General features: G+C 69.9%; 36 protein-coding genes and 1 pseudogene. All 37 read right to left on the bottom strand.

Going from position 1 to position 25,836, the window contains the following annotated elements:
- Nucleotides 1-105: 105 nt before the first annotated feature.
- The gene (gene rplQ / locus E4A51_RS00185; protein ID WP_070319395.1) at nt 106-630 is read right to left on the bottom strand and encodes a 50S ribosomal protein L17; all 525 of its coding nucleotides are present in this window, start codon (nt 628-630) and stop codon (nt 106-108) included.
- Between the two features lie 80 nt (nt 631-710).
- Nucleotides 711-1,724 carry a DNA-directed RNA polymerase subunit alpha gene (locus E4A51_RS00180; RefSeq protein WP_046528972.1) on the bottom strand — a complete coding sequence of 338 codons (1,014 nt, stop codon included), beginning with the start codon at nt 1,722-1,724 and terminating at the stop codon, nt 711-713.
- Between the two features lie 204 nt (nt 1,725-1,928).
- A complete protein-coding gene (gene rpsK / locus E4A51_RS00175) occupies nt 1,929-2,330 on the bottom strand; it encodes a 30S ribosomal protein S11 (RefSeq protein ID WP_046528973.1) in 402 nt (133 codons plus the stop codon).
- Nucleotides 2,331-2,407: 77 nt separating this feature from the next.
- Nucleotides 2,408-2,788: a 30S ribosomal protein S13 gene (gene rpsM, locus E4A51_RS00170; RefSeq protein ID WP_046528974.1), complete on the bottom strand. Its 381-nt coding sequence runs from the start codon at nt 2,786-2,788 to the stop codon at nt 2,408-2,410.
- 174 nt (nt 2,789-2,962) lie between these two features.
- Nucleotides 2,963-3,076 carry a 50S ribosomal protein L36 gene (gene rpmJ, locus E4A51_RS00165; protein ID WP_013117849.1) on the bottom strand — a complete coding sequence of 38 codons (114 nt, stop codon included), beginning with the start codon at nt 3,074-3,076 and terminating at the stop codon, nt 2,963-2,965.
- Nucleotides 3,077-3,141: 65 nt separating this feature from the next.
- Nucleotides 3,142-3,363 carry a translation initiation factor IF-1 gene (infA, locus tag E4A51_RS00160; RefSeq protein ID WP_012867920.1) on the bottom strand — a complete coding sequence of 74 codons (222 nt, stop codon included), beginning with the start codon at nt 3,361-3,363 and terminating at the stop codon, nt 3,142-3,144.
- Between the two features lie 269 nt (nt 3,364-3,632).
- A complete protein-coding gene (map, locus tag E4A51_RS00155; RefSeq protein WP_134850579.1) occupies nt 3,633-4,454 on the bottom strand; it encodes a type I methionyl aminopeptidase in 822 nt (273 codons plus the stop codon).
- Nucleotides 4,455-4,464: 10 nt separating this feature from the next.
- Nucleotides 4,465-5,043, bottom strand: coding sequence for an adenylate kinase (locus E4A51_RS00150; protein WP_134850578.1), 579 nt, complete (start codon nt 5,041-5,043; stop codon nt 4,465-4,467).
- The gene (gene secY / locus E4A51_RS00145; RefSeq protein ID WP_046528977.1) at nt 5,040-6,335 is read right to left on the bottom strand and encodes a preprotein translocase subunit SecY; all 1,296 of its coding nucleotides are present in this window, start codon (nt 6,333-6,335) and stop codon (nt 5,040-5,042) included. The genes E4A51_RS00150 and secY overlap by 4 nt, the downstream gene beginning before the upstream one ends.
- Before the next feature lie 259 nt (nt 6,336-6,594).
- Nucleotides 6,595-7,257, bottom strand: a complete 663-nt coding sequence (rplO, locus tag E4A51_RS00140; RefSeq protein ID WP_134850867.1) for a 50S ribosomal protein L15 — start codon at nt 7,255-7,257, stop codon at nt 6,595-6,597.
- Nucleotides 7,258-7,259: 2 nt separating this feature from the next.
- Nucleotides 7,260-7,442 (bottom strand): 50S ribosomal protein L30, encoded by a 183-nt coding sequence (rpmD, locus tag E4A51_RS00135; RefSeq protein WP_013117860.1) that lies wholly within the window; start codon nt 7,440-7,442, stop codon nt 7,260-7,262.
- Nucleotides 7,442-8,086: a 30S ribosomal protein S5 gene (rpsE, locus tag E4A51_RS00130; RefSeq protein ID WP_070319397.1), complete on the bottom strand. Its 645-nt coding sequence runs from the start codon at nt 8,084-8,086 to the stop codon at nt 7,442-7,444. The genes rpmD and rpsE overlap by 1 nt, the downstream gene beginning before the upstream one ends.
- Nucleotides 8,087-8,120: 34 nt before the next feature.
- Nucleotides 8,121-8,492, bottom strand: coding sequence for a 50S ribosomal protein L18 (rplR, locus tag E4A51_RS00125; protein WP_046528979.1), 372 nt, complete (start codon nt 8,490-8,492; stop codon nt 8,121-8,123).
- Between the two features lie 3 nt (nt 8,493-8,495).
- Complete coding sequence (gene rplF / locus E4A51_RS00120; protein WP_046528980.1) at nt 8,496-9,035, bottom strand: 50S ribosomal protein L6; 540 nt, start codon at nt 9,033-9,035, stop codon at nt 8,496-8,498.
- 25 nt (nt 9,036-9,060) lie between these two features.
- On the bottom strand, nt 9,061-9,459 hold the full coding sequence (rpsH, locus tag E4A51_RS00115; RefSeq protein WP_046528981.1) for a 30S ribosomal protein S8: 399 nt from the start codon (nt 9,457-9,459) through the stop codon (nt 9,061-9,063).
- A 76-nt stretch (nt 9,460-9,535) separates the two neighbouring features.
- Nucleotides 9,536-9,721 carry a type Z 30S ribosomal protein S14 gene (locus tag E4A51_RS00110; RefSeq protein WP_046528982.1) on the bottom strand — a complete coding sequence of 62 codons (186 nt, stop codon included), beginning with the start codon at nt 9,719-9,721 and terminating at the stop codon, nt 9,536-9,538.
- A 2-nt stretch (nt 9,722-9,723) separates the two neighbouring features.
- Nucleotides 9,724-10,296, bottom strand: a complete 573-nt coding sequence (gene rplE / locus E4A51_RS00105) for a 50S ribosomal protein L5 (RefSeq protein WP_046528983.1) — start codon at nt 10,294-10,296, stop codon at nt 9,724-9,726.
- Nucleotides 10,296-10,637, bottom strand: a complete 342-nt coding sequence (rplX, locus tag E4A51_RS00100) for a 50S ribosomal protein L24 (protein ID WP_046528984.1) — start codon at nt 10,635-10,637, stop codon at nt 10,296-10,298. The genes rplE and rplX overlap by 1 nt, the downstream gene beginning before the upstream one ends.
- A gap of 2 nt (nt 10,638-10,639) precedes the next feature.
- Nucleotides 10,640-11,008: a 50S ribosomal protein L14 gene (rplN, locus tag E4A51_RS00095; RefSeq protein ID WP_013770175.1), complete on the bottom strand. Its 369-nt coding sequence runs from the start codon at nt 11,006-11,008 to the stop codon at nt 10,640-10,642.
- A 175-nt stretch (nt 11,009-11,183) separates the two neighbouring features.
- Nucleotides 11,184-11,474 (bottom strand): 30S ribosomal protein S17, encoded by a 291-nt coding sequence (gene rpsQ, locus E4A51_RS00090; protein ID WP_046528985.1) that lies wholly within the window; start codon nt 11,472-11,474, stop codon nt 11,184-11,186.
- A 7-nt stretch (nt 11,475-11,481) separates the two neighbouring features.
- Entirely contained in the window at nt 11,482-11,718 is a 237-nt protein-coding gene (gene rpmC, locus E4A51_RS00085; RefSeq protein ID WP_046528986.1) for a 50S ribosomal protein L29, read from the bottom strand.
- A complete protein-coding gene (rplP, locus tag E4A51_RS00080) occupies nt 11,718-12,134 on the bottom strand; it encodes a 50S ribosomal protein L16 (RefSeq protein WP_046528987.1) in 417 nt (138 codons plus the stop codon). The genes rpmC and rplP overlap by 1 nt, the downstream gene beginning before the upstream one ends.
- 3 nt (nt 12,135-12,137) lie before the next feature.
- Complete coding sequence (gene rpsC, locus E4A51_RS00075) at nt 12,138-12,959, bottom strand: 30S ribosomal protein S3 (protein WP_134850577.1); 822 nt, start codon at nt 12,957-12,959, stop codon at nt 12,138-12,140.
- The gene (rplV, locus tag E4A51_RS00070) at nt 12,959-13,339 is read right to left on the bottom strand and encodes a 50S ribosomal protein L22 (protein ID WP_046528989.1); all 381 of its coding nucleotides are present in this window, start codon (nt 13,337-13,339) and stop codon (nt 12,959-12,961) included. The genes rpsC and rplV overlap by 1 nt, the downstream gene beginning before the upstream one ends.
- A gap of 53 nt (nt 13,340-13,392) precedes the next feature.
- A complete protein-coding gene (gene rpsS, locus E4A51_RS00065) occupies nt 13,393-13,674 on the bottom strand; it encodes a 30S ribosomal protein S19 (protein ID WP_013117874.1) in 282 nt (93 codons plus the stop codon).
- Nucleotides 13,675-13,689: 15 nt separating this feature from the next.
- Complete coding sequence (gene rplB / locus E4A51_RS00060) at nt 13,690-14,526, bottom strand: 50S ribosomal protein L2 (protein ID WP_046528990.1); 837 nt, start codon at nt 14,524-14,526, stop codon at nt 13,690-13,692.
- Nucleotides 14,527-14,551: 25 nt separating this feature from the next.
- Complete coding sequence (rplW, locus tag E4A51_RS00055) at nt 14,552-14,854, bottom strand: 50S ribosomal protein L23 (RefSeq protein ID WP_046528991.1); 303 nt, start codon at nt 14,852-14,854, stop codon at nt 14,552-14,554.
- Nucleotides 14,851-15,537, bottom strand: coding sequence for a 50S ribosomal protein L4 (rplD, locus tag E4A51_RS00050; protein ID WP_046530713.1), 687 nt, complete (start codon nt 15,535-15,537; stop codon nt 14,851-14,853). The genes rplW and rplD overlap by 4 nt, the downstream gene beginning before the upstream one ends.
- A 5-nt stretch (nt 15,538-15,542) precedes the next feature.
- Nucleotides 15,543-16,202, bottom strand: a complete 660-nt coding sequence (rplC, locus tag E4A51_RS00045; RefSeq protein WP_046528992.1) for a 50S ribosomal protein L3 — start codon at nt 16,200-16,202, stop codon at nt 15,543-15,545.
- 24 nt (nt 16,203-16,226) lie between these two features.
- Nucleotides 16,227-16,535, bottom strand: a complete 309-nt coding sequence (gene rpsJ, locus E4A51_RS00040) for a 30S ribosomal protein S10 (protein ID WP_013117879.1) — start codon at nt 16,533-16,535, stop codon at nt 16,227-16,229.
- Nucleotides 16,536-16,889: 354 nt separating this feature from the next.
- Complete coding sequence (gene tuf, locus E4A51_RS00035; protein WP_046528993.1) at nt 16,890-18,083, bottom strand: elongation factor Tu; 1,194 nt, start codon at nt 18,081-18,083, stop codon at nt 16,890-16,892.
- 121 nt (nt 18,084-18,204) lie between these two features.
- Nucleotides 18,205-20,307 (bottom strand): elongation factor G, encoded by a 2,103-nt coding sequence (gene fusA / locus E4A51_RS00030; protein ID WP_046528994.1) that lies wholly within the window; start codon nt 20,305-20,307, stop codon nt 18,205-18,207.
- Between the two features lie 93 nt (nt 20,308-20,400).
- A complete protein-coding gene (gene rpsG, locus E4A51_RS00025) occupies nt 20,401-20,871 on the bottom strand; it encodes a 30S ribosomal protein S7 (protein WP_046528995.1) in 471 nt (156 codons plus the stop codon).
- A 5-nt stretch (nt 20,872-20,876) separates the two neighbouring features.
- On the bottom strand, nt 20,877-21,245 hold the full coding sequence (rpsL, locus tag E4A51_RS00020; protein ID WP_013117883.1) for a 30S ribosomal protein S12: 369 nt from the start codon (nt 21,243-21,245) through the stop codon (nt 20,877-20,879).
- Nucleotides 21,246-21,666: 421 nt separating this feature from the next.
- Nucleotides 21,667-22,017 carry a hypothetical protein gene (locus E4A51_RS00015; RefSeq protein ID WP_070319398.1) on the bottom strand — a complete coding sequence of 117 codons (351 nt, stop codon included), beginning with the start codon at nt 22,015-22,017 and terminating at the stop codon, nt 21,667-21,669.
- Nucleotides 22,017-23,462: a C2 family cysteine protease gene (locus E4A51_RS00010; RefSeq protein WP_134850576.1), complete on the bottom strand. Its 1,446-nt coding sequence runs from the start codon at nt 23,460-23,462 to the stop codon at nt 22,017-22,019. The genes E4A51_RS00015 and E4A51_RS00010 overlap by 1 nt, the downstream gene beginning before the upstream one ends.
- A 157-nt stretch (nt 23,463-23,619) precedes the next feature.
- Nucleotides 23,620-25,836, bottom strand: a pseudogene (locus tag E4A51_RS00005) (DNA-directed RNA polymerase subunit beta'); the annotation flags it as partial.

The raw sequence follows: 25,836 nt of genomic DNA, 5'->3' as shown, positions 1-25,836 counted from the left end.
GCCGCGCCCGGACGCCCGCCGGTCCAGCGGCGACGACGCCTCGCCCCGGGACGACGCAGGGCCCGGACACCGTGCGGTGTCCGGGCCCTGCGGGTGCGACGCGGCTCAGGCCTTGTCGTCGGCCTTCGCGTCCTCGACCGGGGCGTCCTCGACGGGCGCGTCCTCGACCGGGGCGTCCTCGACGGGGGCGTCCTCGACGGGCTTCTCCGCCTTGGGCGCGGCCTTCGCGGTGGCCTTCGTGGCCTCCTTGACGACGGCCTGCTTGGGCGACAGCGGCTCGAGCACGAGCTCGATGACGGCCATGGGGGCGTTGTCGCCCTTGCGCGGACCGATCTTGGTGATGCGCGTGTAGCCGCCCTGACGGTCGGCGACGGCGGGCGCGATCTCCGTGAACAGGGCGTGCACGACGCCCTTGTCCTTGACGACGGTGAGCACGCGACGGCGCGCGTGCAGGTCGCCGCGCTTGGCGAACGTGATGAGACGCTCGGCCAGCGGGCGCAGGCGCTTGGCCTTCGTCTCGGTCGTCGTGATCCGCTTGTGCTCGAACAGCTGCGTCGCGAGGTTCGCGAGGATCAGCCGCTCGTGCGCCGGGCTACCACCGAGCCGGGGACCCTTGGTGGGCGTGGGCATGGTCTCTACTCCTTGAGTTCTCAGTGAGGGCGACGCCCCGCAGCCGGCGCGTCAGCGCCTGGCTGCGGGCAACGGCTGCGTCAGTACTGCTCGTCCTCGACGAAGTCGGTCTCGTCGTCCCCGTAGTAGGCGCCGGCGGCCGTGGGGTCGAAGTCCAGCGGGCTGTCCTTGAGCGTGAGGCCCAGCTCGGCCAGCTTCTCCTTGACCTCGGTGATCGACTTCGCACCGAAGTTGCGGATGTCCAGCAGGTCCGCCTCGGACCGCGCCACGAGCTCGCCCACCGTGTGGATGCCCTCGCGCTTGAGGCAGTTGTACGACCGGATCGTCAGCTGCAGGTCCTCGATCGGCAGCGCGAGGTCGGCGGCGAGCGCGGCGTCCGTCGGCGACGGGCCGATCTCGATGCCCTCAGCCTCGACGTTGAGCTCGCGCGCCAGGCCGAACAGCTCGACGAGCGTCTTGCCGGCCGACGCCAGGGCGTCGCGCGGGCTGATCGCCGGCTTGGTCTCGACGTCGACGATGAGCTTGTCGAAGTCCGTGCGCTGCTCGACACGCGTCGCCTCGACCTTGTAGGTCACCTTGAGGACGGGCGAGTAGATCGAGTCGACCGGGATCCGGCCGATCTCGGCGTCGAACGACTTGTTCTGGTTCGCCGAGACGTAGCCGCGGCCGCGCTCGACGGTCAGCTCGATCTCGAGCTTGCCCTTCTCGTTGAGCGTCGCCAGGTGCAGCTCGGGGTTGTGGACCTCGACACCCGCGGGCGGGACGATGTCCGCACCGGTGACGTCACCCGCACCCTGCTTGCGCAGGTACATCACGACCGGCTCGTCGTTCTCCGAGGAGACGACGAGGTTCTTGATGTTGAGGATGATCTCGGTGACGTCCTCCTTGACGCCCGGGACCGTCGAGAACTCGTGCAGCACGCCGTCGATCCGGATGGAGGTGACGGCGGCCCCCGGGATGGACGACAGCAGCGTCCGGCGCAGGGAGTTGCCGAGCGTGTAGCCGAAGCCGGGCTCGAGAGGCTCGATGGAGAACCGCGAGCGGTGCTCCGAGATGACCTCTTCGGTCAGGGTGGGGCGCTGTGCGATCAGCACGGTGGGATTCCTCTCCGCGAGCGTCCGCCATATGACGCTTTCGCAGGTACTACGTGCCTGGACGTGCCTCGGTCCGCATGTCCGGGCGAAGGTGCGGTCGGGTCCGACGTACCGCCGCTCGGCGTCCCGTGCGGGACGCCGGACGCGGCGGACGCGCGAGGGCCGGGACCGGTGCGCGGACGCACGGTCCCGGCCTGCGGCGTGTCAGACGCGGCGACGCTTCGGCGGACGGCAGCCGTTGTGGGCCTGCGGCGTCACGTCCTGGATCGAGCCGACCTCGAGGCCGGCGGCGGTGAGCGAGCGGATCGCGGTCTCGCGACCCGAGCCCGGGCCCTTGACGAAGACGTCGACCTTGCGCATGCCGTGCTCCTGGGCACGACGCGCGGCGGCCTCGGCGGCGAGCTGCGCGGCGAACGGCGTCGACTTGCGCGAGCCCTTGAAGCCCACCTGGCCCGACGACGCCCAGGCGATCACGGCGCCCGACGGGTCGGTGATGGACACGATGGTGTTGTTGAACGTGCTCTTGATGTGCGCCTGGCCGTGGGAGACGTTCTTCTTCTCCTTGCGGCGCGGCTTGCGCACGGCGGTGCGGGACTTGGGAGGCATGTCTTCTTCTCTCGGGGTCTGCGGTTCGGTGGGCCGACGGGCGGGCGGTCAGCGACGGGCGCGACCGGCCCGCGACGTCACTTGCGCCCGGCCTTCTTCTTGCCGGCGACGGTGCGCTTGGGGCCCTTGCGGGTACGCGCGTTGGTCTTGGTGCGCTGACCGCGCACCGGGAGGCCGCGGCGGTGACGCAGACCCTCGTAGGAGCCGATCTCGACCTTGCGGCGGATGTCGGCCGCGATCTCGCGGCGCAGGTCGCCCTCGAGCTTGAAGCTGCCCTCGAGGAAGTCGCGGAGCGCGACGAGCTCGGTGTCGCCGAGGTCCTTGACCCGGACGTCGGGGCTGATGCCGGTGGCGGCGAGGGCCTGGTGCGCGCGCGTGCGCCCGACCCCGAAGATGTAGGTGAGGGCGACCTCGACCCGCTTGTCGCGGGGAAGGTCGACGCCGATGAGACGTGCCATGTGCCTGGTGGCTCCTGTACTGCGTTCGGAGGTCTGCCGCACCGTCCCCCCGCGTCTTCTCGCGGGCCCCAGCCTCCGAGCTGGGGGTTCGCCGTGGTCACGACCCGGGGGTCGTCCTCACGGAGCGGCGGTGCGCTTGCTGCCCCGGTCAGGGGCGGTGGTGCAGGTGGCTGCTCAGCCCTGGCGCTGCTTGTGGCGCAGGTTCTCGCAGATCACCTGGACGCGACCGTGCCGGCGGATCACCTTGCACTTGTCGCAGATCTTCTTGACGCTCGGCTTGACCTTCATCGCTCGTTCCTCCGCCGCCGTGCACCGGGCCGAGGCCCGGGGAGACGGCGTGTCGATGGGGGTGGTTACTTGTAGCGGTAGACGATGCGCCCGCGGGACAGGTCGTACGGGCTGAGCTCGACGACCACCCGGTCCTCGGGGAGGATCCGGATGTAGTGCTGGCGCATCTTGCCCGAGATGTGGGCGAGCACCTTGTGGCCGTTCGCGAGCTCCACACGGAACATCGCGTTGGGCAGCGCTTCGACAACGCTGCCCTCGATCTCGATGACGCCGTCCTTCTTGGCCATGTCCTCCGCTAACTGTCGTACTGACGGGTGCTGCTGCAGGCTCGCCTCGCGACGGACCCACGACCCCCGCGCCACCGGCGGCTCCGGACGTGCCGGAACCCGCTGGACGGTCGTGGGGCGGCTGGGCACCGATCCCGCCACCGACAGGTGGGTATCACGGAACGCACAACCAACGAACCATCATACGCCATCGCGGGCCCGGTCCGGAACGGCCGGGAACCGGGTCGTGCGGACCCCGTCGCCGGTGCCCCGCCCCGGCGTGCGCGACGTCAGAGCGACGCGATCTCGACGCCGAGCGCGCGCAGCCGCGCCGCTCCCCCGTCGCGGGCCGTCAGCACGACGATGCCGTCCTCGAGGATCGCCACGGAGTGCTCCCAGTGCGCCGCGCGCGCACCGTCGTCGGTCACGACCGTCCAGTCGTCGGCGAGCACGTGGTTCGCCTCGGCGCCGCGCACGAGCATCGGCTCGACGGCGACGCACAGGCCGGCCCGCAGCTTGGTGCCGCGATCCTTCGTGCGGTAGTTCGGGACGTCGGGCGGCTGGTGCATCGCCGTCCCGATGCCGTGACCCACGTAGTCCTCGACGATGCCGTAGGGGGCGGCGGCGGCCTCGACCACGTCCTCGACGGCCTCGCCGACGGCGCCGAGCCGCCCGCCCGGCGTCGCGAGCGCGGCGATGCCCGCCCAGAGCGCGTCCTCGGTCGTCGTCACGAGCGCGACGTCGGCGGGGTCGGCCGGCTCGAGGACCGCGGAGAACGCCGAGTCGCCGTGCCAGCCGTCGACGATCGCGCCGCAGTCGACGGACACGACGTCGCCGGGCTGCAGGACCCGGCTCCCCGGGATCCCGTGGACGATCTCCTCGTTGACCGAGATGCACAGGCTCGCCGGGTACCCGTGGTAGCCGAGGAAGGAGGGCGTCGCACCGGCGGAGCGGATGACGTCCTCCGCGACGGCGTCGAGCTCGGCCGTCGTCATGCCCGGCGCGAGCGCGCCGCGCACCGCGTCGAGCGCGTCGGCGACCACGAGACCCGCGCGGCGCATGATCGCCACCTGCTCGGGCGTCTTGTACTCGATCTTCTCGCGGCCGAACACGGGCTGCTCCTCAGGACAGGACGGGGGCCAGCGCGGCGACGAGGCGCTCGGTGACCTCGTCGACCTCGCCCAGCCCGTCGACCTGCGCGAGGACGCCGCGCGCGGCGTAGACCTGCGAGATGGGCGCGGTCTGCTCGGCGTAGACGTCGAGGCGGTGACGGATGACGTCCTCCGTGTCGTCCGCCCGCCCCTCGATCTCGGCGCGCCTGGTCAGCCGCTCGACCACGACCTGCGGGTCGACGGTCAGCTCGACCGCGAGGTCGAGCTGCTGGCCCGCCGTGGCGAGCATCTCGTCGAGCGCCGCGACCTGGGCGACGTTGCGCGGGTACCCGTCCAGCAGGAACCCGTCCACCGCGTCCGACTGCGCGAGGCGGTCGCGCACGAGCTCGTTCGTGAGCTCGTCCGGCACGAGCGCGCCCGACGCGGTGATGTCCTGCACGCGACGACCCAGCTCGGTGCCGTTCTTGATGTTGGACCGGAAGATGTCGCCGGTCGAGATGGCCGGGACACCCAGCCGCTCGGCGAGACGGACGGCCTGCGTGCCCTTGCCCGCCCCCGGGGGGCCCAGGAGGACCAGACGTGCGCTCAACGGAGGAACCCTTCGTAGTGCCGCTGCTGCAGCTGCGACTCGATCTGCTTGACGGTCTCGAGCCCGACGCCGACGACGATGAGGATCGACGCGCCGCCGAACGGGATGTTGCTGCCGACGTCGAGCACGATGAAGGCGATCGTCGGGATGAGCGCGACGAGCGCGAGGTAGATCGACCCGGGCGCGGTGATCCGCGTGATCACGTAGTCGAGGTACTCGGCGGTGGGACGCCCGGCGCGGATGCCGGGGATGAACCCGCCGTACTTCTTCATGTTGTCGGCGACCTCGTCCGGGTTGAACGTGATGGCCGTGTAGAAGTAGCAGAAGAAGATGATCAGCAGCACGTAGATGCCGATGTGCAGCGGCGCCTCGGGGGCCGCGACGTAGCGCGTGATCCACTGCACCCAGCCGGCCGTCGGGTCGCCGAACTGCGCGATCAGCGTCGGCACCGCGAGCAGCGACGACGCGAAGATCACGGGGATGACGCCGGCCATGTTGATCTTGATCGGGATGTAGGTGCTCGACCCGCCGTACATGCGGCGCCCGACCATGCGCTTGGCGTACTGCACCGGCACGCGACGCTGCGACTGCTCGACGAACACCACGAGCGCGATCACCAGGACGATGATGCCCATCACGGCGAGGAACTTGCCGATGCCGCCGGCGCCGCCCGCGATCGACCACATGGCGCCGGGGAACGACGCGGCGATCGACGTGAAGATGAGCAGCGACATGCCGTTGCCGACGCCGCGCTCGGTGATGAGCTCGCCGAGCCACATGATGAGGCCGGTGCCCGCGGTCATGGTGATGACCATGATGAGCAGCGTGATCCACGAGTCGTCGGGGATGACGTCGACGGTGCAGCCCTGGAACAGGTTGCCGCTGCGCGCGAACGTGATGATCGTCGTCGACTGCAGGACGGCCAGGCCGATCGTGAGGTAGCGCGTGTACTGCGTGAGCTTGGCGGTGCCCGCCTGGCCCTCCTTGTGGAGCTCCTCGAACTTGGGGATCACCACGCGCAGGAGCTGGATGATGATGCTCGCCGTGATGTACGGCATGATCCCGAGCGAGAACACCGACAGCTGCAGCAGCGCACCGCCGCTGAACAGGTTCACCAGCCCGAGCAGGTCGTTGTCCGCGGTGCGGTCGATGCAGATCTGCACGTTCGGATAGCTCACCCCGGGGGTGGGCAGGAACGAGCCTGCGCGGAACACCACCATGATCCCGATGGTGAAGAGCAGCTTGCGCCGCAGGTCGGGCGTCCTGAACGCCCTCGCGAATGCACCGAGCACCTGTCGTCCTCCTGCTGTGTGGGCCGTCCACCGACCCCGTCGCCGTCGATGAGCGGGACGGACCGCCGGGAAAGCCTACCCTGCGGCTCGCGCCGCCCTGCACGACGTCCGTGCGCGGCGTGCGGGCCGCGCGTCTGAAACGTTCCGGATCACGCCGGCGGCTCTCCGTGGCGCGCCCCGCACACCACAGCGGGCGGCCCCGGTGGAACCGGGACCGCCCGCTGGGTCACTGCTGTGCGCCACGGGCGCCGCGCGGACGTCAGTCCTGCGCGACGCTGCCGCCGGCCGCCACGATCTTGTCCTTCGCGGACGCGGAGTACGCGTCGACCGCGACGGACACCTTGACCGTGAGCTCGCCGGTGCCGAGCACCTTGACGGGACGGCCCTTGCGGACCGCGCCCTTGGCGACCAGGTCGGCGACCGTCACGTCGCCGCCGTCCGGGTACAGCGCCGAGAGCTTGTCCAGGTTGACGACCTGGTACTCGACACGGAACGGGTTCTTGAAGCCGCGGAGCTTGGGCAGCCGCATGTGCAGCGGCATCTGCCCACCCTCGAAGCGGTCCGGCACCTGGTAGCGCGCCTTGGTGCCCTTGGTACCACGACCCGCCGTCTTGCCCTTCGACGCCTCACCACGACCCACACGGGTCTTGGCGGTCTTGGCGCCGGGGGCCGGACGCAGGTGGTGCACCTTGAGCGTGCCGCCCGCACCGGGGGCCGCCGCGGCCTCGGCCGCCGCCTTCGCGGCAGCGGTCGGGGCCGTCTTCTTCGCCGGAGCCGCCTTCTCGGCCGCGGCCGAGGACTCCGTCGTGGCGGTCGCCTTGGCCGGAGCCTTCTTGGCGGGAGCCTTCTTCGCCGGAGCCTTCTTCTCGGCCGCAGCCGTGGTCTCCGTCGCCTTCTCGTCGGCCTTCTTGTCGTCGGCCATGGTCACTCGACCTCCTCGACCGCGACGAGGTGCGTCACCGTCTTGACCATGCCGCGGATCTCAGGACGGTCCTCCTTGACGACGACGTCGCCGATCCGCTTGAGGCCCAGGGTGCGCAGCGTGTCGCGCTGGTTCTGCTTGCCGCCGATGGCGGACCGGGTCTGGGTCACCTTGAGACGCGCCATCACGCACCCGCCTTCGCGGCCGCCGAGGCGGCACGGCCCTCGGCCTGCGCCCGCAGCAGCGGGGCCGGCGCGACGTGGTCGAGCGCCAGCCCACGACGGGCGGCGACGGCCTCGGGCTCCTCGAGGGAGCGCAGGGCCTCGACCGTGGCGTGCACGATGTTGATCGCGTTGGACGACCCGAGCGACTTGCTGAGCACGTCGTGGATGCCGGCGCACTCGAGCACCGCGCGCACCGGACCACCGGCGATCACACCGGTACCGGGGGACGCGGGACGCAGGAAGACGACGCCGGCGGCCTTCTCACCCTGGACGGGGTGCGGGATGGTGCCCTGGATGCGGGGGACGCGGAAGAAGTTCTTCTTCGCCTCCTCGACACCCTTGGCGATCGCCGCGGGCACCTCCTTCGCCTTGCCGTAGCCGACGCCGACCGTGCCGTCACCGTCACCCACCACGACGAGCGCGGTGAAGCTGAAGCGACGGCCGCCCTTGACGACCTTCGCGACACGGTTGATCGTCACGACGCGCTCGACGAACGCGCTCTTCTCGGCGGCGTCACCGCGCCGCCCGCCGTCACGACGGCCGCCGTCCCGGCGGTCGCCGCCGGTGCCGCCGGCACCGGTGTTGCTGCGCTGAGGAGCAGCCATCAGAAAGTCCTCTTCTTCGATGCGGAGTTCGTCGTCACAGGGCCAGACCACCCTCACGGGCGCCGTCGGCGACCGCGGCCACACGGCCGTGGTACTTGTTGCCGCCGCGGTCGAACACGACCGCCTCGACACCCGCAGCCTTGGCACGGGCCGCGACGAGCTCGCCGACCTTCTTCGCCTTGGCGGTCTTGTCGCCGTCGTGGCCGCGCAGGTCGGCCTCGAGGGTCGACGCCGACGCGACGGTCTTGCCGAGGCCGTCGTCGACGACCTGGGCCGTGATGTGACGCGCGGACCGCGTCACGACGAGGCGGGGACGCGCAGCCGTGCCGACGACCTTCTTGCGCAGGCGCAGGTGGCGGCGGCGACGGGCGATGGTCGTGCCCTTGCCCTTGATGCTGATCGCCATGGCTTACTTCCCAGCCTTTCCGACCTTGCGGCGCACGTTCTCGCCCGCGTACCGCACGCCCTTGCCCTTGTACGGCTCGGGCTTGCGGATCTTGCGGATGTTCGCGGCGACCTCGCCGACCTGCTGCTTGTCGATGCCCTCGACCGAGAACTTCGTCGGGGTCTCGACGGCGAACGTGATGCCCGCCGGCGGCTCGACGACGACGGGGTGGCTGAAGCCGAGCGCGAACTCGAGGTTGCTGCCCTTCGCCGTCACGCGGTAACCGGTGCCGACGATCTCGAGCTTCTTGGTGTAGCCCTCCGTGACGCCGGTGACCAGGTTGGCCAGCAGCGTGCGGGTCAGGCCGTGCAGCGAGCGCGAGGCGCGCTCGTCGTCGGGACGCGTCACCACGAGGGCGCCGGCGTCGTCGCGGTCCACCGCGATGGGGGCGGCGACCGTGTGGGTGAGCTCCCCCTTGGGGCCCTTCACCGTCACCACGCGGCCGTCGATCGTCACGTCGACACCCGAAGGCACCGGGACGGGGATCCTGCCGATTCGAGACATGGCTGTTCTCCTCTCCGTCTCGGGCTTACCAGACGTAGGCGAGGACTTCCCCGCCCACACCCTTCTTGGCTGCCTGCTTGTCGGTCAGCAGGCCGGAGGACGTGGACAGGATCGCCACGCCCAGGCCGCCGAGCACCTTCGGCAGGTTGGTCGACTTGGCGTACACGCGCAGGCCCGGCTTGGACACGCGCTTGACGCCGGCGAGCGCACGCTCGCGGTTGGGGCCGTACTTCAGGGTGATCGTGAGGTTCTTGCCCACGGGGGCGTCCTCGACGGTCCAGCCCGAGATGTAGCCCTCGGCCTGCAGGATCTCGGCGATGTGGCTCTTGAGCTTCGAGAACGGGATCGTCACCGTGTCGTGGTGCGCCGAGTTCGCGTTGCGCAGACGCGTCAGGAAGTCTGCGATCGGGTCGGTCATGGTCATCGGGCGTTCGCCCTTTCTCGCCGGGGTATCCGCGGCCCCGCCAGGGGGCCGCGGACCTACCGACGTCCGGTGGTTCTTACCAGCTGCTCTTGGTCACGCCGGGGAGCTCGCCACGGTGGGCCATCTCCCGCACGCAGATCCGGCACAGGCCGAACTTGCGGTACACCGAGTGCGGACGACCGCACTTCTGGCAGCGCGTGTACCCGCGGACCGCGAACTTCGGCTTCGCGGCCGCCTTGTTGATGAGGGCGGTCTTCGCCATGGTCAGTTCTCCTTGAACGGGAAGCCGAGGAGCTTGAGGAACGCGCGCCCCTCGTCGTCCGTCGTCGCGGTCGTGACGACCGTGATGTCCATGCCGCGGACCCGGTCGATCTTGTCCTGGTCGATCTCGTGGAACACCGACTGCTCGGTCAGACCGAACGTGTAGTTCCCGTTGCCGTCGAACTGCTGCGGCGACAGCCCGCGGAAGTCGCGGATGCGCGGCAGCGCGATGTTCAGCAGGCGGTCCAGGAACTCCCAGGCCCGGTCGCCGCGCAGCGTGACGTGCGCGCCGATCGGCATGCCCTCGCGCAGCTTGAACTGCGCGATCGACTTGCGGGCCTTCGTGACCTGCGGCTTCTGACCCGTGATCTGGGTCAGGTCGCGGATCGCGCCCTCGATGAGCTTGGAGTCCTTCGCGGCCTCGCCGACGCCCATGTTGACGACGACCTTGACCAGCCGCGCAACCTGGTTGATGTTCTCGTGGCCGAACTGCTCGAAGAGCGCCGGCTTGATCTCCTCGGCGTAGCGCGTCTTCAGACGCGGCAGGGCCGGGGCCTCGATGGTGGTCTCGGTCATCAGATGTCCTTACCGGAGCGCTTGGCGACGCGGACGCGCACGGTGCGCGTGCGGCCGTCCCGCTCGACCTGCTCGGTGCGGTAGCCGACCCGGGTGCCCTTCTTGGTCTCCGGGTCCACGAGCATCACGTTGCTGATGTGGATGGGGGCCTCGACGGTCTCGATGCCACCGGTGCGGGTGCCGCGGGCCGACTGGCCCGCCTTGACGTGCTTCTGCACGCGCTGCACGCCCTCGACCACGACGCGCTGCGTCTCGGGGAGCACCTCGAGCACGCGGCCCTGCTGCCCCTTGTCGCGGCCCGAGATGACGACGACCAGGTCGCCCTTCTTGATCTTCGCCATGGTCAGAGCACCTCCGGAGCCAGCGAGATGATCTTCATGAACTTCTTGTCGCGCAGCTCGCGGCCCACGGGGCCGAAGATGCGGGTGCCGCGCGGCTCGCCGTCGTTCTTGAGGATCACCGCGGCGTTCTCGTCGAACTTGATGTACGAGCCGTCGGGACGCCGGCGCTCCTTGCGGGTGCGCACGACGACCGCCTTGACGACGTCGCCCTTCTTGACGTTGCCGCCGGGGATCGCGTCCTTGACGGTGGCGACGATGACGTCGCCGATACCGGCGTAGCGACGGCCGGAGCCGCCGAGCACACGGATGCAGAGAATCTCCTTCGCACCCGTGTTGTCGGCGACACGCAGTCGCGACTCCTGCTGGATCATCTAGCTACTCCTGTCGTCTGGCGGGTTCTCGGTCTGCCGTGGCGCCGAGCCTGGCCATACGGATGGTTGCCGTGGTGCACACGCCGCGGGCGGGCGGGCCCGCCCGCGCCGTGGGCAACTGTCATGGTGCTGCTTGCAGGTGCCGGCGACCCCACGAGGGGGCCGCCGGCCCGTGTCACTTGGCCTTCTCGAGGATCTCGACGACGCGCCAGCGCTTGGTCGCCGACAGCGGCCGGGTCTCCATGATCTCGACCAGGTCGCCGATGCCGGCGCCGTTCAGCTCGTCGTGCGCCTTCACCTTGCTGGTACGGCGGATGACCTTGCCGTACAGCGGGTGCTTGACGCGGTCCTCGACCTCAACGACGACGGTCTTGTCCATCTTGTCGGAGACGACGTAGCCGCGACGGGTCTTGCGGTAACCGCGGGGGTCCGTCGTCGCCGTGGTCTGCTCGTGCTTCGTGCTCATGAGTGCCTCACTCCGCGCTCGGGGCGGTCCGGATGCCGAGCTCGCGCTCGCGCAGGATCGTGTAGATGCGCGCGATGTCCTTGCGGACGGCCTTGAGGCGCCCGTGGCTCTCGAGCTGACCGGTCGCGGACTGGAAGCGGAGGTTGAACAGCTCCTCCTTGGCCTTCTTCAGCTCGGCGACCAGCTTCTCGTCGTCGAAGGTGTCCAGCTCGCTGGGAGCCAGATCCTTGGTTCCGATAGCCATCAGTTACCACCCTCGCGCACGATGAAACGTGTCTTCATCGGGAGCTTGTGCTGCGCGCGGCGCATGGCCTCACGCGCGAGCGGCTCCGGGACGCCGGCGAGCTCGAACATGACTCGGCCGGGCTTGACGTTGGCGATCCACCACTCGGGCGAGCCCTTGCCGGAACCCATGCGGGTCTCGGCGGGCTTCTTCGTGAGGGGACGGTCCGGGTAGATGTTGATCCAGACCTTCCCACCACGCTTGATGTGGCGGGTCATGGCGATACGAGCAGCCTCGATCTGCCGGTTGGTGACGTAGGCGGGCTCGAGAGCCTGGATGCCGAACTCACCGAACGAGATCGTGGTGCCACCGGTCGAGGCGCCGGAGCGCTTCGGGTGGTGCTGCTTGCGGTGCTTCAGCCTGCGCGGGATCAGCACGGCTCAGGCCTCCGTTCCGGACTCGGTGGGCGCCTCCGCCGCGGGCGCCTGCTCGGCGGCCGGGGCGGGAGCGTCCTGACGCTCGGTACGACGACCGCCGCCGCGAGGACCGCGGTCGCCACGGTCACCACGCGGGCCACGCGAGGGGCGGGGAGCCTGCGAGGCCTGCTCGCGTGCCCACTCCTTCTCGGTGACGTCGCCCTTGTAGACCCAGACCTTCACGCCGATGCGGCCGAAGGTCGTGCGGGCCTCGAAGAAGCCGTAGTCGATGTTCGCGCGCAGCGTGTGCAGCGGCACACGACCCTCGCGGTAGAACTCCGTGCGGCTCATCTCCGCACCGCCGAGGCGGCCGGAGACCTGCACGCGGATGCCCTTGGCACCGGCGCGCTGGGCCGACTGGATGCCCTTGCGCATGGCACGACGGAACGACACGCGGCTCGCGAGCTGCTCGGCGATGCCCCGGGCGACCAGCTGAGCCTCGATCTCGGCGTTCTTGACCTCGAGGATGTTCAGCTGGACCTGCTTGCCCGTGAGCTTCTCGAGCTCGCCACGGATGCGGTCGGCCTCCGCACCACGACGCCCGATGACGATGCCCGGGCGGGCGGTGTGGATGTCGACGCGCACACGGTCACGCGTGCGCTCGATCTCGACCTTGGCGATGCCGGCGCGCTCGAGACCCGTGCTCATGAGCTTGCGGATCTGCACGTCCTCGCGCACGTAGTCGCGGTACCGCTGGCCCGGCTTCGTCGAGTCCGCGAACCACCGCGACCGGTGGTCGGTCGTGATGCCGAGGCGGTACCCGAGCGGGTTGACCTTCTGTCCCACTAGCGGGTCCCTCCCTTGGTGGAGGTCGCCTTCTCGCGCTGCGAGATGACGACCGTGATGTGGCTCGTGCGCTTCATGATCCGACCGGCGCGACCCTGCGCGCGCGGGCGGAAGCGCTTGAGCGTCGGGCCCTCGTCGACGAAGACCTCCGAGATGTAGAGGTCTGCCTCGTCGAGGCGCTCGCTGTTGCGCTTGGCCCCCTCGACCGCGTTCGCGACCGCGGACTGCACCGTCTTGAGGACGGGCTCCGCCGCGGCCTGCGGCGCGAACTTCAGCACCGCCACGGCCTCGGCCGCCTGCTTGCCACGGATGAGGTCCACGACGCGGCGGGCCTTCTGGGGCGTGACGCGGACGAACCGCGCCTTCGCCTTGGCTTCCATCGCTGTCCTGCTCTCTTGTCTCTGCCGTCAGGGCGTCACCAGGCTGACCGGGGTCAGCGGCGACGGCCCTTCCGGTCGTCCTTCTCGTGGCCGCGGAACGTCCGCGTCGGAGCGAACTCGCCGAGCTTGTGCCCGACCATCGACTCCGTCACGAAGACCGGGGTGTGCTTGCGGCCGTCGTGGACCGCGAAGGTGTGGCCGAGGAAGTCGGGCGTGATCATCGAGCGACGCGACCACGTCTTGATGACGTTCTTCGTGCCGGCCTCGTTCTGCGCGTCGACCTTCTTCTGCAGGTGGCCGTCGACGAACGGGCCCTTCTTGAGGCTGCGAGGCATTCTCTCGGGCTCCTATCAGCGCTTCTTGCCGGTGCGCCGACGGCGCACGATGAGCTTGTCGCTCGGCTTGTTCGGACGACGGGTGCGGCCCTCGGGCTGACCCCACGGGCTCACCGGGTGGCGGCCACCGGAGGTCTTGCCCTCACCACCACCGTGCGGGTGGTCGATCGGGTTCATGGCGACACCGCGGACGGTCGGGCGCTTGCCCTTCCAGCGCATACGGCCGGCCTTGCCCCAGTTGATGTTCGACTGCTCGGCGTTGCCCACCTCGCCGACCGTGGCGCGGCAGCGCAGGTCGACGTTGCGGATCTCGCCGGACGGCATGCGCAGCTGCGCGTACGGCCCGTCCTTGGCGACGAGCTGTACCGACGCACCGGCCGAACGGGCGATCTTCGCGCCGCCACCGGGCTTGAGCTCGATGGCGTGGATGACCGTACCGGTCGGGATGTTGCGCAGGGGCAGGTTGTTGCCGGGCTTGATGTCGGCGCCGGGGCCGGCCTCGAGCACGTCACCCTGCTGCACCTTGTTGGGGGCGATGATGTAGCGCTTCTCGCCGTCCGCGTAGTGCAGGAGCGCGATGCGCGCCGTGCGGTTGGGGTCGTACTCGATGTGCGCGACCTTGGCCGGCACGCCGTCCTTGTCGTGACGACGGAAGTCGATCACGCGGTAGGCGCGCTTGTGCCCGCCACCCTGGTGACGCGTCGTGACGCGGCCGGTGGAGTTGCGGCCACCCGTCTTGTGCAGCGGGCGGACCAGCGACTTCTCGGGCGTCGAGCGCGTGATCTCCACGAAGTCGGCGACGCTCGAGCCGCGGCGGCCGGGCGTCGTCGGCTTGTACTTACGGATTCCCATGGGAGTTCGTCCTCTTCGCTCTCGGTCAGCCGACCGGTCCGCCGAAGATGTCGATCGAGCCCTCGCGGAGGGTGACGATCGCACGCTTCGTGTTCTTGCGGCGGCCGATGCCGAAGCGGGTCCGGCGGGCCTTGCCCTGACGGTTCGCGGTGTTGACCGACTCGACCTTGACGCCGAAGACCTGCTCGACGGCGATCTTGATCTCGGTCTTGTTGGCCCGCGGGTCCACGAGGAACGTGTACTTGCCCTCGTCGAGCAGGCCGTAGCTCTTCTCCGAGACGACCGGCGCGATCAGGATGTCGCGCGGGTCCTTACCGACGGCGGTCACTTCGTCTCCTCGTTGGCCTCGGCCTCGGTGGCGACGGCCTTCGCACCCTTGGCAGGGCCGGCGAGGAACGCGTCGAGCGCGCCCTGCGTGAAGACCACGTCGTCCGAGATGAGGACGTCGTAGGTGTTGAGCTGGTCGGCGACGAGCAGGTGCACCCGCTCGACGTTCCGCAGCGACTTCCAGGTGATCTCGTCCTGGCGCTCGACGACCACGAGGACGTGCTTGCGACCGGAGAGGTTGTCGAGCACCGCGAGGGCGGCCTTGGTCGACGGGACCTCGCCCGGGGCGAAGCCCGTGACGACGTGGACGCGGCCGGCACGCGCGCGGTCCGAGAGAGCACCGCGGAGCGCCGCGGCCTTCATCTTCTTCGGGGTCCGCTGCGAGTAGTCGCGGGGGGTCGGGCCGTGGACGGTGCCACCGCCGGCGAACTGCGGCGCACGGGTCGAGCCCTGACGGGCGCGGCCGGTGCCCTTCTGCTTGTACGGCTTCTTGCCACCGCCGCGGACCTCGCCGCGGGTCTTGGTGTCGTGGGTGCCCTGGCGCGCGGCGGCGAGCTGGGCGACGACGACCTGGTGGATCAGCGGGACGTTCGTCTGCACGTCGAAGACGTCACCGGGCAGGTCGGCCGTGCCGGCCTTCTTGCCCTTCTCGTCGAGGACGTCGACGGTCAGCGTGTCGCTCATCGAGGTCACGCACCCTTCGCAGCGGTACGCACGACGACGACGCCGCCCTTGGGGCCGGGAACCGCGCCCTTGACGAGCAGCAGACCCTTCTCTGCGTCGACCGCGTGCACGGTCAGGTTCTGGGTGGTCTGACGGGCGACGCCCATCCGACCGGCCATGCGCAGGCCCTTGAAGACGCGCGACGGGGTCGAGGCCCCGCCGATCGAGCCGGGCTTGCGGTGGTTGCGGTGCGCACCGTGGGAGGCGCCGACGCCGGAGAAGCCGTGACGCTTCATGACACCGGCCGTGCCCTTGCCCTTGGTGGTGCCGATGACGTCGACCACCTGGCCGGCCTCGAAGGCCCCCGCGGTGATCTCCTGGCCGAGCGTGAACTCGGCGGCGTTCGGCGTACGGATCTCGGCCACGTGCCGACGGGGGGTGACCCCCGCCTTCTCGAAGTGACCCTTGAGCGGCTTGGTGACCTTGCGCGGGTCGATCTGGCCGTAGGCCAGCTGGACCGCGGCGTAGCCGTCGCTCTCAGCGGAGCGGACCTGCGTCACGACGTTGGTGCCGACGGCGATGACCGTGACCGGCACGAGGCGACCGGCCTCGTCCCACAGCTGCGTCATGCCGAGCTTGGTGCCGAGCAGCGCCGTGACGGGGCGCGCGTTCTGCTGGGTAGCCATGAAAGATCAGTCCCTTCCCAGCGATCAGAGCTTGATCTCGATGTTCACGTCCGCGGGCAGGTCGAGACGCATGAGCGAGTCGACGGCCTTCGGCGTGGGGTCGATGATGTCGATGAGCCGCTTGTGCGTGCGCATCTCGAAGTGCTCGCGGCTGTCCTTGTACTTGTGGGGCGACCGGATGACGCAGAAGACGTTCTTCTCCGTCGGCAGCGGCACCGGACCCACGACCGACGCACCAGCGCGAGTCACCGTGTCGACGATCTTGCGCGCCGAGCTGTCGATGACCTCGTGGTCGTAGGACTTGAGCCTGATGCGGATCTTCTGTCCCGCCATGGCGTCGTCTACTTCTCTCTCTCGAACCGGTCCTGTCCGACCCCCGCACTCGGGCGTGTCGCTGTTCGCGACGCGCCTCGGCGCTCGCGCACCGTTCCCGGACGGGGGCCGTGGTTGTCGTCCGCCCCCCGTCGGGTGACCCCGAGGGTCTGGGCGTCCGCCACGTCTGTTCGCCCAGCGATGGGCGCGCGTGAACGCACACCCCAGCGGGCAACCCCGACAGTCTGCCAGACGCGGGCCGCAAAGCCAACTCCCCTGGTCCGGACCGCTGCCGTCGGCCGGCCGGGGACGACGCAGGGCCCGGGAGCCGAAGCTCCCGGGCCCTGCGTGTGGATCAGCCCCGAGGGGCGGTGATCACTTGATGATCTTCGTGACCCGGCCCGAGCCGACGGTGCGGCCACCCTCGCGGATGGCGAAGCCGAGGCCCTCCTCCATCGCGATGGGCTGGATGAGCGTCACCGAGATCTCGGTGTTGTCGCCGGGCATGACCATCTCGGTGCCCTCGGGCAGCGTGATGACGCCGGTGACGTCGGTCGTCCGGAAGTAGAACTGCGGACGGTAGTTGCCGTAGAACGGGTTGTGACGGCCACCCTCGTCCTTGGACAGGATGTAGACCTGGCCCTCGAACTCGGTGTGCGGCGTGATCGAACCCGGCTTGACGACGACCTGGCCGCGCTCGACCTCCTCGCGCTTCGTGCCGCGCAGGAGCAGGCCGACGTTCTCGCCCGCCTCGGCGTAGTCGAGGAGCTTGCGGAACATCTCGACACCGGTGACGGTGGTCTTGATCGCCTTCTCCTTGATGCCGACGATCTCCACCTCCTCGTTCACCTTGAGCTGACCGCGCTCGACACGACCGGTGACGACGGTGCCACGACCGGTGATCGTGAAGACGTCCTCGATCGGCATGAGGAACGGCTTGTCGATGTCGCGCACCGGGTCCGGCACGTTCTCGTCGACGGCGTCGAGCAGGTCCTCGACCGACTTGACCCACTGCGGGTCGCCCTCGAGCGCCTTGAGGCCCGAGACGCGGATGACCGGGGCGTTGTCGCCGTCGAACTCCTGCGACGACAGCAGCTCGCGGACCTCCATCTCGACGAGCTCGAGGATCTCCTCGTCGTCGACCATGTCGGACTTGTTGAGCGCGACGAGCAGGTACGGGACGCCGACCTGACGGGCGAGCAGGACGTGCTCACGCGTCTGGGCCATCGGGCCGTCGGTCGCCGCGACCACGAGGATGGCGCCGTCCATCTGCGCCGCACCCGTGATCATGTTCTTGATGTAGTCGGCGTGACCGGGGGCGTCGACGTGCGCGTAGTGACGCTTCTCGGTCTGGTACTCGACGTGCGCGATGTTGATCGTGATACCGCGCTGCTTCTCCTCGGGCGCCTTGTCGATCTCGTCGAACGGCGTGAAGGGGTTCAGCTCCGGGTACTTGTCGTGCAGCACCTTCGAGATCGCGGCGGTCAGCGTCGTCTTGCCGTGGTCGACGTGACCGATGGTCCCGATGTTGACGTGCGGCTTGGTCCGCTCGAACTTCGCCTTGCCCACTGGGTGTCCTCCTCAGGACTTGGTAGAGATTGCCCGACGGCAGCCACCTGACGGTACCTGCGCGGCGTGCGGTCCTACGGGTCGGATGTGTTGCTGGTACTGCGGGGGTCGACCTGTGGGACTACTCGCCCCGGGTCTTCTTGATGATCTCGTCGGCAACGTTCCGAGGAACCTCGGCGTAGCTGTCGAACTGCATCGAGTAGACGGCACGACCCTGGGTCTTCGACCGCAGGTCACCGACGTACCCGAACATCTCGGAGAGCGGCACCTGGGCGCGGATGACCTTCACGCCCGTCGCGTCCTCCATGGACTGGATCATGCCGCGTCGCGAGTTGATGTCGCCGATGACGTCGCCCATGTAGTCCTCGGGCGTGCGCACCTCGACGGCCATGATCGGCTCGAGGAGGGCCGGGTCCGCCTTGCGCACCGCCTCCTTGAGGATCATCGAGCCCGCGATCTTGAACGCCATCTCCGAGGAGTCGACGTCGTGCGCGGCACCGTCGAGCAGGATCGCCTTGATGCCCACGAGCGGGTAGCCCGCGAGGACACCGAGCTGCATCGCGCTCTGGATGCCGGCGTCGACCGACGGGATGTACTCGCGCGGGACGCGGCCACCGGTGACCTTGTTCTCGAACTCGTACAGCTCGCCCTCGGCCGGGTCGAGCGGCTCGAAGGTCATCTGGACCTTGGCGTACTGGCCCGAGCCACCGGTCTGCTTCTTGTGCGTGTAGTCGATCTTCTCGACCGCACGGCGGATGGTCTCGCGGTACGCGACCTGCGGCTTGCCGACGTTGGCCTCGACCTTGAACTCGCGACGCATGCGGTCGACGAGGATGTCGAGGTGGAGCTCGCCCATGCCGCCGATGACGGTCTGGCCGGTCTCCTCGTCGAGCTTCACGCGGAAGGTCGGGTCCTCCTCGGCGAGCTTCTGGATGGCCGTGGAGAGCTTCTCCTGGTCGGCCTTCGTCTTCGGCTCGATCGCCACGTCGATGACGGGCTCCGGGAAGGTCATCGACTCGAGGATCACCGGCGCGGCCGGGTCGCACAGGGTGTCACCGGTGGTGACGTCCTTGAGACCGATGAACGCGTAGATGTGGCCGGCCTGCGCCTCGGGGACGGGGTTCTCCTTGTTGGAGTGCATCTGGAAGAGCTTCCCGATGCGCTCCTTCTTCCCCTTGGTCGAGTTGAGCACCGCGGCGCCCTGCTCGACCTTGCCCGAGTACACGCGGACGTAGGTCAGCTTGCCGAAGAACGGGTGCGCCGCGACCTTGAACGCAAGGGCCGAGAACGGCTCCGCGGCGTCGGGGTGACGCTCGACGACGATCTCGGGGTCCTTGACGTCGTGACCCTCGACCGCCGCGACGTCCAGGGGCGTCGGCAGGTAGTCGATGACGGCGTCGAGCATGGGCTGCACGCCCTTGTTCTTGAACGCCGAGCCGCACAGGACCGGGTAGGCGGACGACGTGACCGTGAGCTGGCGGATGCCGGCCTTGATCTCGGCGACCGTGAGCTCCTCGCCGCCGAGGAACTTCTCCAGCAGCTCGTCGCTCGTCTCGGCGACGGCCTCGAGGAGCTCGGCGCGGTACTGCTCCGCCTTCTCCTGCAGGTCGGCCGGGATGTCCTCGATCTCGTACTTCTCGCCGAGGGCGGTCTCGCCGCGCCACACCAGGGCGCGCATCTCGACCAGGTCCACGACGCCGATGAAGTCGTTCTCGGAGCCGATCGGCAGCTGGATGACCAGCGGCTTGGCCTTCAGGCGGTCGACGATCGTCTTGACCGTGAAGTAGAAGTCAGCGCCCAGCTTGTCCATCTTGTTGACGAAGCAGATGCGCGGGACGTCGTACTTGTCGGCCTGACGCCAGACGGTCTCCGACTGGGGCTCGACGCCCTCCTTGCCGTCGAACACCGCGACCGCGCCGTCGAGGACGCGCAGCGAGCGCTCGACCTCGACCGTGAAGTCCACGTGACCGGGGGTGTCGATGATGTTGATCTGGTTGTTCTTCCAGTAGCAGGTCGTCGCGGCCGACGTGATCGTGATGCCGCGCTCCTGCTCCTGCTCCATCCAGTCCATCGTCGAGGCGCCGTCGTGCGTCTCACCGATCTTGTAGTTGACCCCCGTGTAGAACAGGATCCGCTCGGTGGTCGTCGTCTTGCCGGCATCGATGTGCGCCATGATGCCGATGTTGCGGACCTTCGTGAGGTCCGTCAGCACGTCCAGTGCCACGTGTTAGCCCCTTGTCGGTTGGCTTGCGGTCGGTGCCCGTCCGCGCCGCCGCGGGCCGGTCCTGCGAAGGACCGGCCCGCCGCGGCGGCGGGGTCACCAGCGGTAGTGCGCGAACGCCCGGTTGGACTCGGCCATCTTGTGCATGTCCTCACGGCGCTTCACCGCGGCACCGAGGCCGTTGGACGCGTCGAGGATCTCGTTCATGAGGCGCTCGGTCATGGTCTTCTCGCGGCGGGCCCGCGAGTAGTCCGTGAGCCAGCGCAGCGCGAGCGTCGTGGCACGCACGGGGCGGACCTCGATCGGCACCTGGTAGGTCGCACCACCGACGCGGCGGGACTTGACCTCGAGCGCGGGACGCACGTTGTCGAGCGCGCGCTTGAGCACGACGACCGGGTCGGACTGCGTCTTCTCGCGGACGCCCTCGAGGGCGCCGTAGACGATCGACTCGGCGACGGTCTTCTTGCCGTCGAGGAGGATCTTGTTGATGAGCTGCGTGACGACGGGCGATCCGTAGACCGGGTCGACGATCAGCGGCCGCTTCGGAGCGGGACCCTTGCGAGGCATCTGTCTCAGCCCTTCTTCGCGCCGTAGCGGCTGCGCGCCTGCTTGCGGTTCTTCACGCCCTGCGTGTCGAGCGCGCCGCGCACGATCTTGTAGCGGACACCCGGCAGGTCCTTCACACGACCGCCGCGCACGAGCACGATCGAGTGCTCCTGCAGGTTGTGGCCGACACCCGGGATGTACGCCGTGACCTCGATGCCCGAGGAGAGGCGGACGCGCGCGACCTTGCGGAGCGCCGAGTTCGGCTTCTTCGGGGTGGTCGTGTAGACGCGGGTGCACACACCGCGTCGCTGGGGGGAGCCCTTGAGGGCAGGCGTCTTCGACTTGTTCGTCTTCGCCTGCCGGCCCTTGCGGACCAGCTGCTGGATCGTAGGCACTACGTCTCCGTCTGTCGGTGTTCTCTGGTCTGACCGGCACCCGTCACCCAGGACGGCCGGCTCGTCCCGGATCGCCGCCCGTCGCACGGCTACCCCGGAGGTCTCGAGTCCCGCACCGACCCCCGCGCCCGGGCGTGTCGCTCGCTCCCCTCCCGCGCGGACGGTCCCGGAGGACGCGTTCCGTGGGAGGTGGGCCAGCCACCCGGTGCCGCTCGCCGCGACCCCACGGGTGGGGTCGGGCCGCGTGCACGCACAAGGGCCCGACGGCGCGGGCACGGTGTCCTACGCTACCGCGCACCACCAGGCCCGTCAAAGGAGCAGGCCACCCCCGCCGACACGCACCAGACGCGCACGTGGCGCCCGCCCACGCGGCGTCGAGCGCCGGTCCGGTGGCCGCGCCCCGGTCCCGACGCGGCCGACGTCACTCGACCGGGAGCACCCACGCGTAGCTGCCCGACCCGCCCGGCGCCGACGAGGAGGTGTCCTCGTGCACCGAGACCAGCTCGTAGGTGCGGCCCTTGAGCGTCGCACGCTCACCGACCGCGATCCCCGCGTCCTCGGCCGCGCCCTCGCCGTCGTCCGCCGTCAGCACGATCGAGTCGTCCCAGACGTTCGCGGCCACGAGCACGACGCCGTCGACCGTGGTCGGGACGTTCTCCCGCAGGCGCGCGGCCCCCTCGGGCGGCTCGGACGCCTGGTCCCCGCACGCGGAGAGCCCCCCGACGACCGCGAGCAGCACCGCGACCGACGCGAGCCGTCGATGGAGGGACATCAGCGCACCTCGTTCATGTCGACCTGGCGGAACTGCTGCAGGTAGTCGGCGTAGGGCAGGGTCACGGGCGCGTAGCTCCGCAGCCCCCACGGGTTGACCAACGTCACGGTACCCGCCTCCACGTCGACCTCCTGCACGTAGTAGGCGTGGTTGGCGTACAGCCGCGTCGACGCGTCCGCCGCGTAGTACGGGCTCTTCTTCGCGCCGTCGGTGGTGAGCGACGCGACGCCGATCGCGCCGCCGTCGTCGAGCGTGTCCGCGAGCCGCTGGAGCGACACGTCACCCGGGTCGTGGCTCGTCGACGGCCGCCCCGTCAGGGTCTCCATGCCGACCGACGGCCACCCGCCCTCGATGGCCGCGTAGTCGCCGTAGTGCAGCGCGAGCGCCTTCTCCATGACCATCGGCCACACCTCGTAGCCGAGCGTCCGGTCGTCGTCCAGCAGGTACTGCGGCGAGCGCGCGAGCGCGGGCGCGCCGTCGACCAGCACCATCTCCGGCGACACCGTGACGTCGACAGGCCTGCCGTCGTCGTACAGACGCACCGTGTACGACCCGTTCTCGTTCACCGTGATCGCGTCCCGGATGACGCCGGGGTCGGCCTGCGCGACGGCCCCCAGCGAGGCCATCCACCAGCAGTCGCCGATCGCCCCCTGCTGGATGTCCGCCGGGTCGACGCCACCGACGTACAGCTGGTGCGGCACCTCGCCGTACTCCGCGACGTTCCGCACGCTCTCGGGGTCGTCGCGCGCGCCGTCGCCGCCGAGGTCGGCGAAGCTGGGCTGCAGCTCGTCGGTCACGGCCGCGAACCGGTCGAGCGTCTCCTTCGACGCCCGTGAGGCGAGCAGCTCCCACAGCTCGCGCCGCTCCTCGCGCGACCACCCGCCGAACAGCCAGCCCTCCTCCATCTGCTCGACCCAGTGCTCGAGCTCCGCGTCGCTCATCGCCGCGACGAGCGCGTCGACCTCACGCCCGTTCAGCCCGGCGACCGCGGTCCTCGCGTCCTCGAGGTCGCCCCCGCGCACGCCCCAGAAGCCCCCCTCGAGCGCGTCCCGCACGTCGTCGAGCGCCGTGTCGACCCGGGCCGGGTCGGCCTCCTGCCGGTCGGTGGCGGCGTTGGCGTACTCGGCCGACCCCGCGCCGTCCGCCGGGTCGCCCGACCCGCCACCCGACGCGCCGTCCGCGGCCGGTGCCGGCGCCCGCACGCCGTCGTCGTCGCCGTACCGGGTCGGCGCGTCGTCGCCGCCGCAGTCGCCGGCCTGCGTGCCGATCGACCGCACCGCGCACGTCACGCGCTCGGCGAGCGTCGTGCCCACCCCGGACGCGCGGACGGCCGCGAGGGCGCCCGCCACGACCAGGACGACGAGGACGATCACGCCGACGTACTCCACGGCGCCGGCGCCGGCGTCCCTCTGCTCCGCGTCGCGACGCGCGTCGTGCCTGGTCATGGCCGTATCTTCCGGGCCACGAGGTGCGCCCGGCCAGTGACCACGGCACCAACCGCGTGGGCCCGCGGGCCCAACGCGAGGCGCGCGGGAACGCCCGAGGGGCCCGCCGGACGCATCCGACGGGCCCCTCGGGGTCGTGCTGGGGAGGTGGTCGACCTCAGCGGTAGTCGCCGAAGTCGATGTCCTCGAGCGGGATCGCCTCGCCGGTGCCCAGGCCGAGCGCCGGGAAGTCGATCTCGTCGTAGCCGAAGGCCGGGTACAGCTCGGCCTTCGCCTCCTCGGTCGCCTCCACCGCGATGTCCCGGTAGCGGGGCAGGCCCGTGCCGGCGGGGATCAGCTTGCCGAGGATGACGTTCTCCTTCAGGCCCAGCAGCGGGTCCGAACGGCTCGACATCGCGGCCTCGGTCAGCACCTTGGTCGTCTCCTGGAACGACGCGGCCGACAGCCACGAGTCCGTCGCGAGCGACGCCTTGGTGATGCCCATGAGCTCGGGACGGCCCGACGCGGGCTGGCCACCCTCGGACACGGCCTTGCGGTTCGCGTCCTCGAAGCGGCCGCGCTCGGCCAGCTCGCCGGGCAGCAGGCCCGTCTCGCCGGAGTCGAGCACCGTCACGCGCCGCAGCATCTGCCGCACGATGACCTCGATGTGCTTGTCGTGGATGTCCACGCCCTGCGAGCGGTAGACCTCCTGGACCTCGTCCACCAGGTGCTTCTGCGTGGCGCGCGGGCCGAGGATGCGCAGGACCTTCTTCGGGTCCACCGCACCCTGGACGAGCTGCGTGCCCACCGACACGTGGTCCCCGTCGCCGACCAGCAGGCGCGAGCGCTTGGTGATCGGGTAGCGGATCTCCTCCGAGCCGTCGTCCGGCGTCAGGACGATCGCCCGCGAGCGGTCGCCCTCCTCGATCGTCACGCGGCCCGAGAACTCCGCGATCGGCGCCTCACCCTTCGGGGTACGGGCCTCGAAGAGCTCCTGGACACGGGGCAGACCCTGCGTGATGTCGTCGGCCGACGCCACACCACCGGTGTGGAAGGTACGCATCGTGAGCTGCGTGCCGGGCTCACCGATCGACTGGGCCGCGATGATGCCGACGGCCTCGCCGATGTCGACGAGCTTGCCGGTCGCGAGCGACCGGCCGTAGCACTTGGCGCACGTGCCGACGCGCGACTCGCAGGTGAGCACCGAGCGGATCTTGAGCTCGGTCACGCCCGCCTCGAGCAGCCGGTCCAGCAGGACGTCGCCGACGTCGTCGCCGGCACGGCCGACGACCTCGTCACCGACCGACACGTCGGTCGCGAGCGTCCGCGTGTACACGGACGTCTCGACCTTGTCGTGCCGGCGCAGCGTCCCGTCGGCCGCGGCCACGCCGATCGGCATGGTCAGGCCGCGCTCGGTGCCGCAGTCCTCCTCGCGGACGATGACGTCCTGCGAGACGTCCACCAGACGACGCGTGAGGTAGCCCGAGTCGGCGGTCCGCAGAGCGGTGTCCGCCAGACCCTTGCGGGCACCGTGCGTCGCGATGAAGTACTCGAGGACGGACAGGCCCTCGCGGTAGTTCGCCTTGATCGGGCGCGGGATGATCTCGCCCTTCGGGTTGGCGACCAGACCACGCATGCCCGCGATCTGGCGGACCTGCATCCAGTTGCCTCGCGCACCCGAGCCGACCATGCGGAAGACGGTGTTGCGGGCCGGGAAGTTGGCCTGCATCGCCTTCGCGACCTTGTCGGTGGCGTTCGTCCAGATCTCGATGAGCTCCTGACGACGCTCGTCGTCGGTGATGAGGCCCTTGTCGTACTGGCCCTGCACCTTGGCCGCGCGCGCCTCGTGCTCCTCGAGGATCTCCTGCTTGATCGCCGGGGTGGCGACGTCGGAGATCGCGATGGTCACGCCCGAGCGGGTGGCCCAGCGGAAGCCGGCCTCCTTCAGCGCGTCCAGCGACGCCGCGACCTCGACCTTCGGGTACCGCTCGGCCAGGTCGTTGACGATCGCCGAGAGGCGCTTCTTGTCGACCACGCCGTTCTCGTACGGGTAGTCGACCGGCAGCAGCTCGTTGAAGAGCGCGCGGCCGAGCGTCGTCTCGAACAGCAGCGTCTGACCGGGCTCCCAGCCCTCGGGGGCGGTCTCCTCGTCGAGGACGAGGTCGTCGAACCGGATCTTCACGACCGCGTTGAGGTCGAGGCTCCCCTGGTCGAACGCCATGATCGCCTCGGACACCGAGCTGAAGGAGCGGCCCGCACCCAGCGGGTCCTCCTTGTCGGAGGTGAGGTGGAACAGGCCGATGATCATGTCCTGCGAGGGCATGGTCACCGGTCGGCCGTCCGACGGCTTGAGGATGTTGTTGCTCGAGAGCATGAGGATGCGGGCCTCGGCCTG

This window comes from Cellulomonas sp. HD19AZ1 (genome assembly GCF_004535805.1).
Classification (GTDB): Bacteria; Actinomycetota; Actinomycetes; order Actinomycetales; family Cellulomonadaceae; genus Cellulomonas; species Cellulomonas iranensis.
Note: the sequence above shows the minus strand (reverse complement) of the source record. Positions and strands in the feature narration are given on the sequence as shown.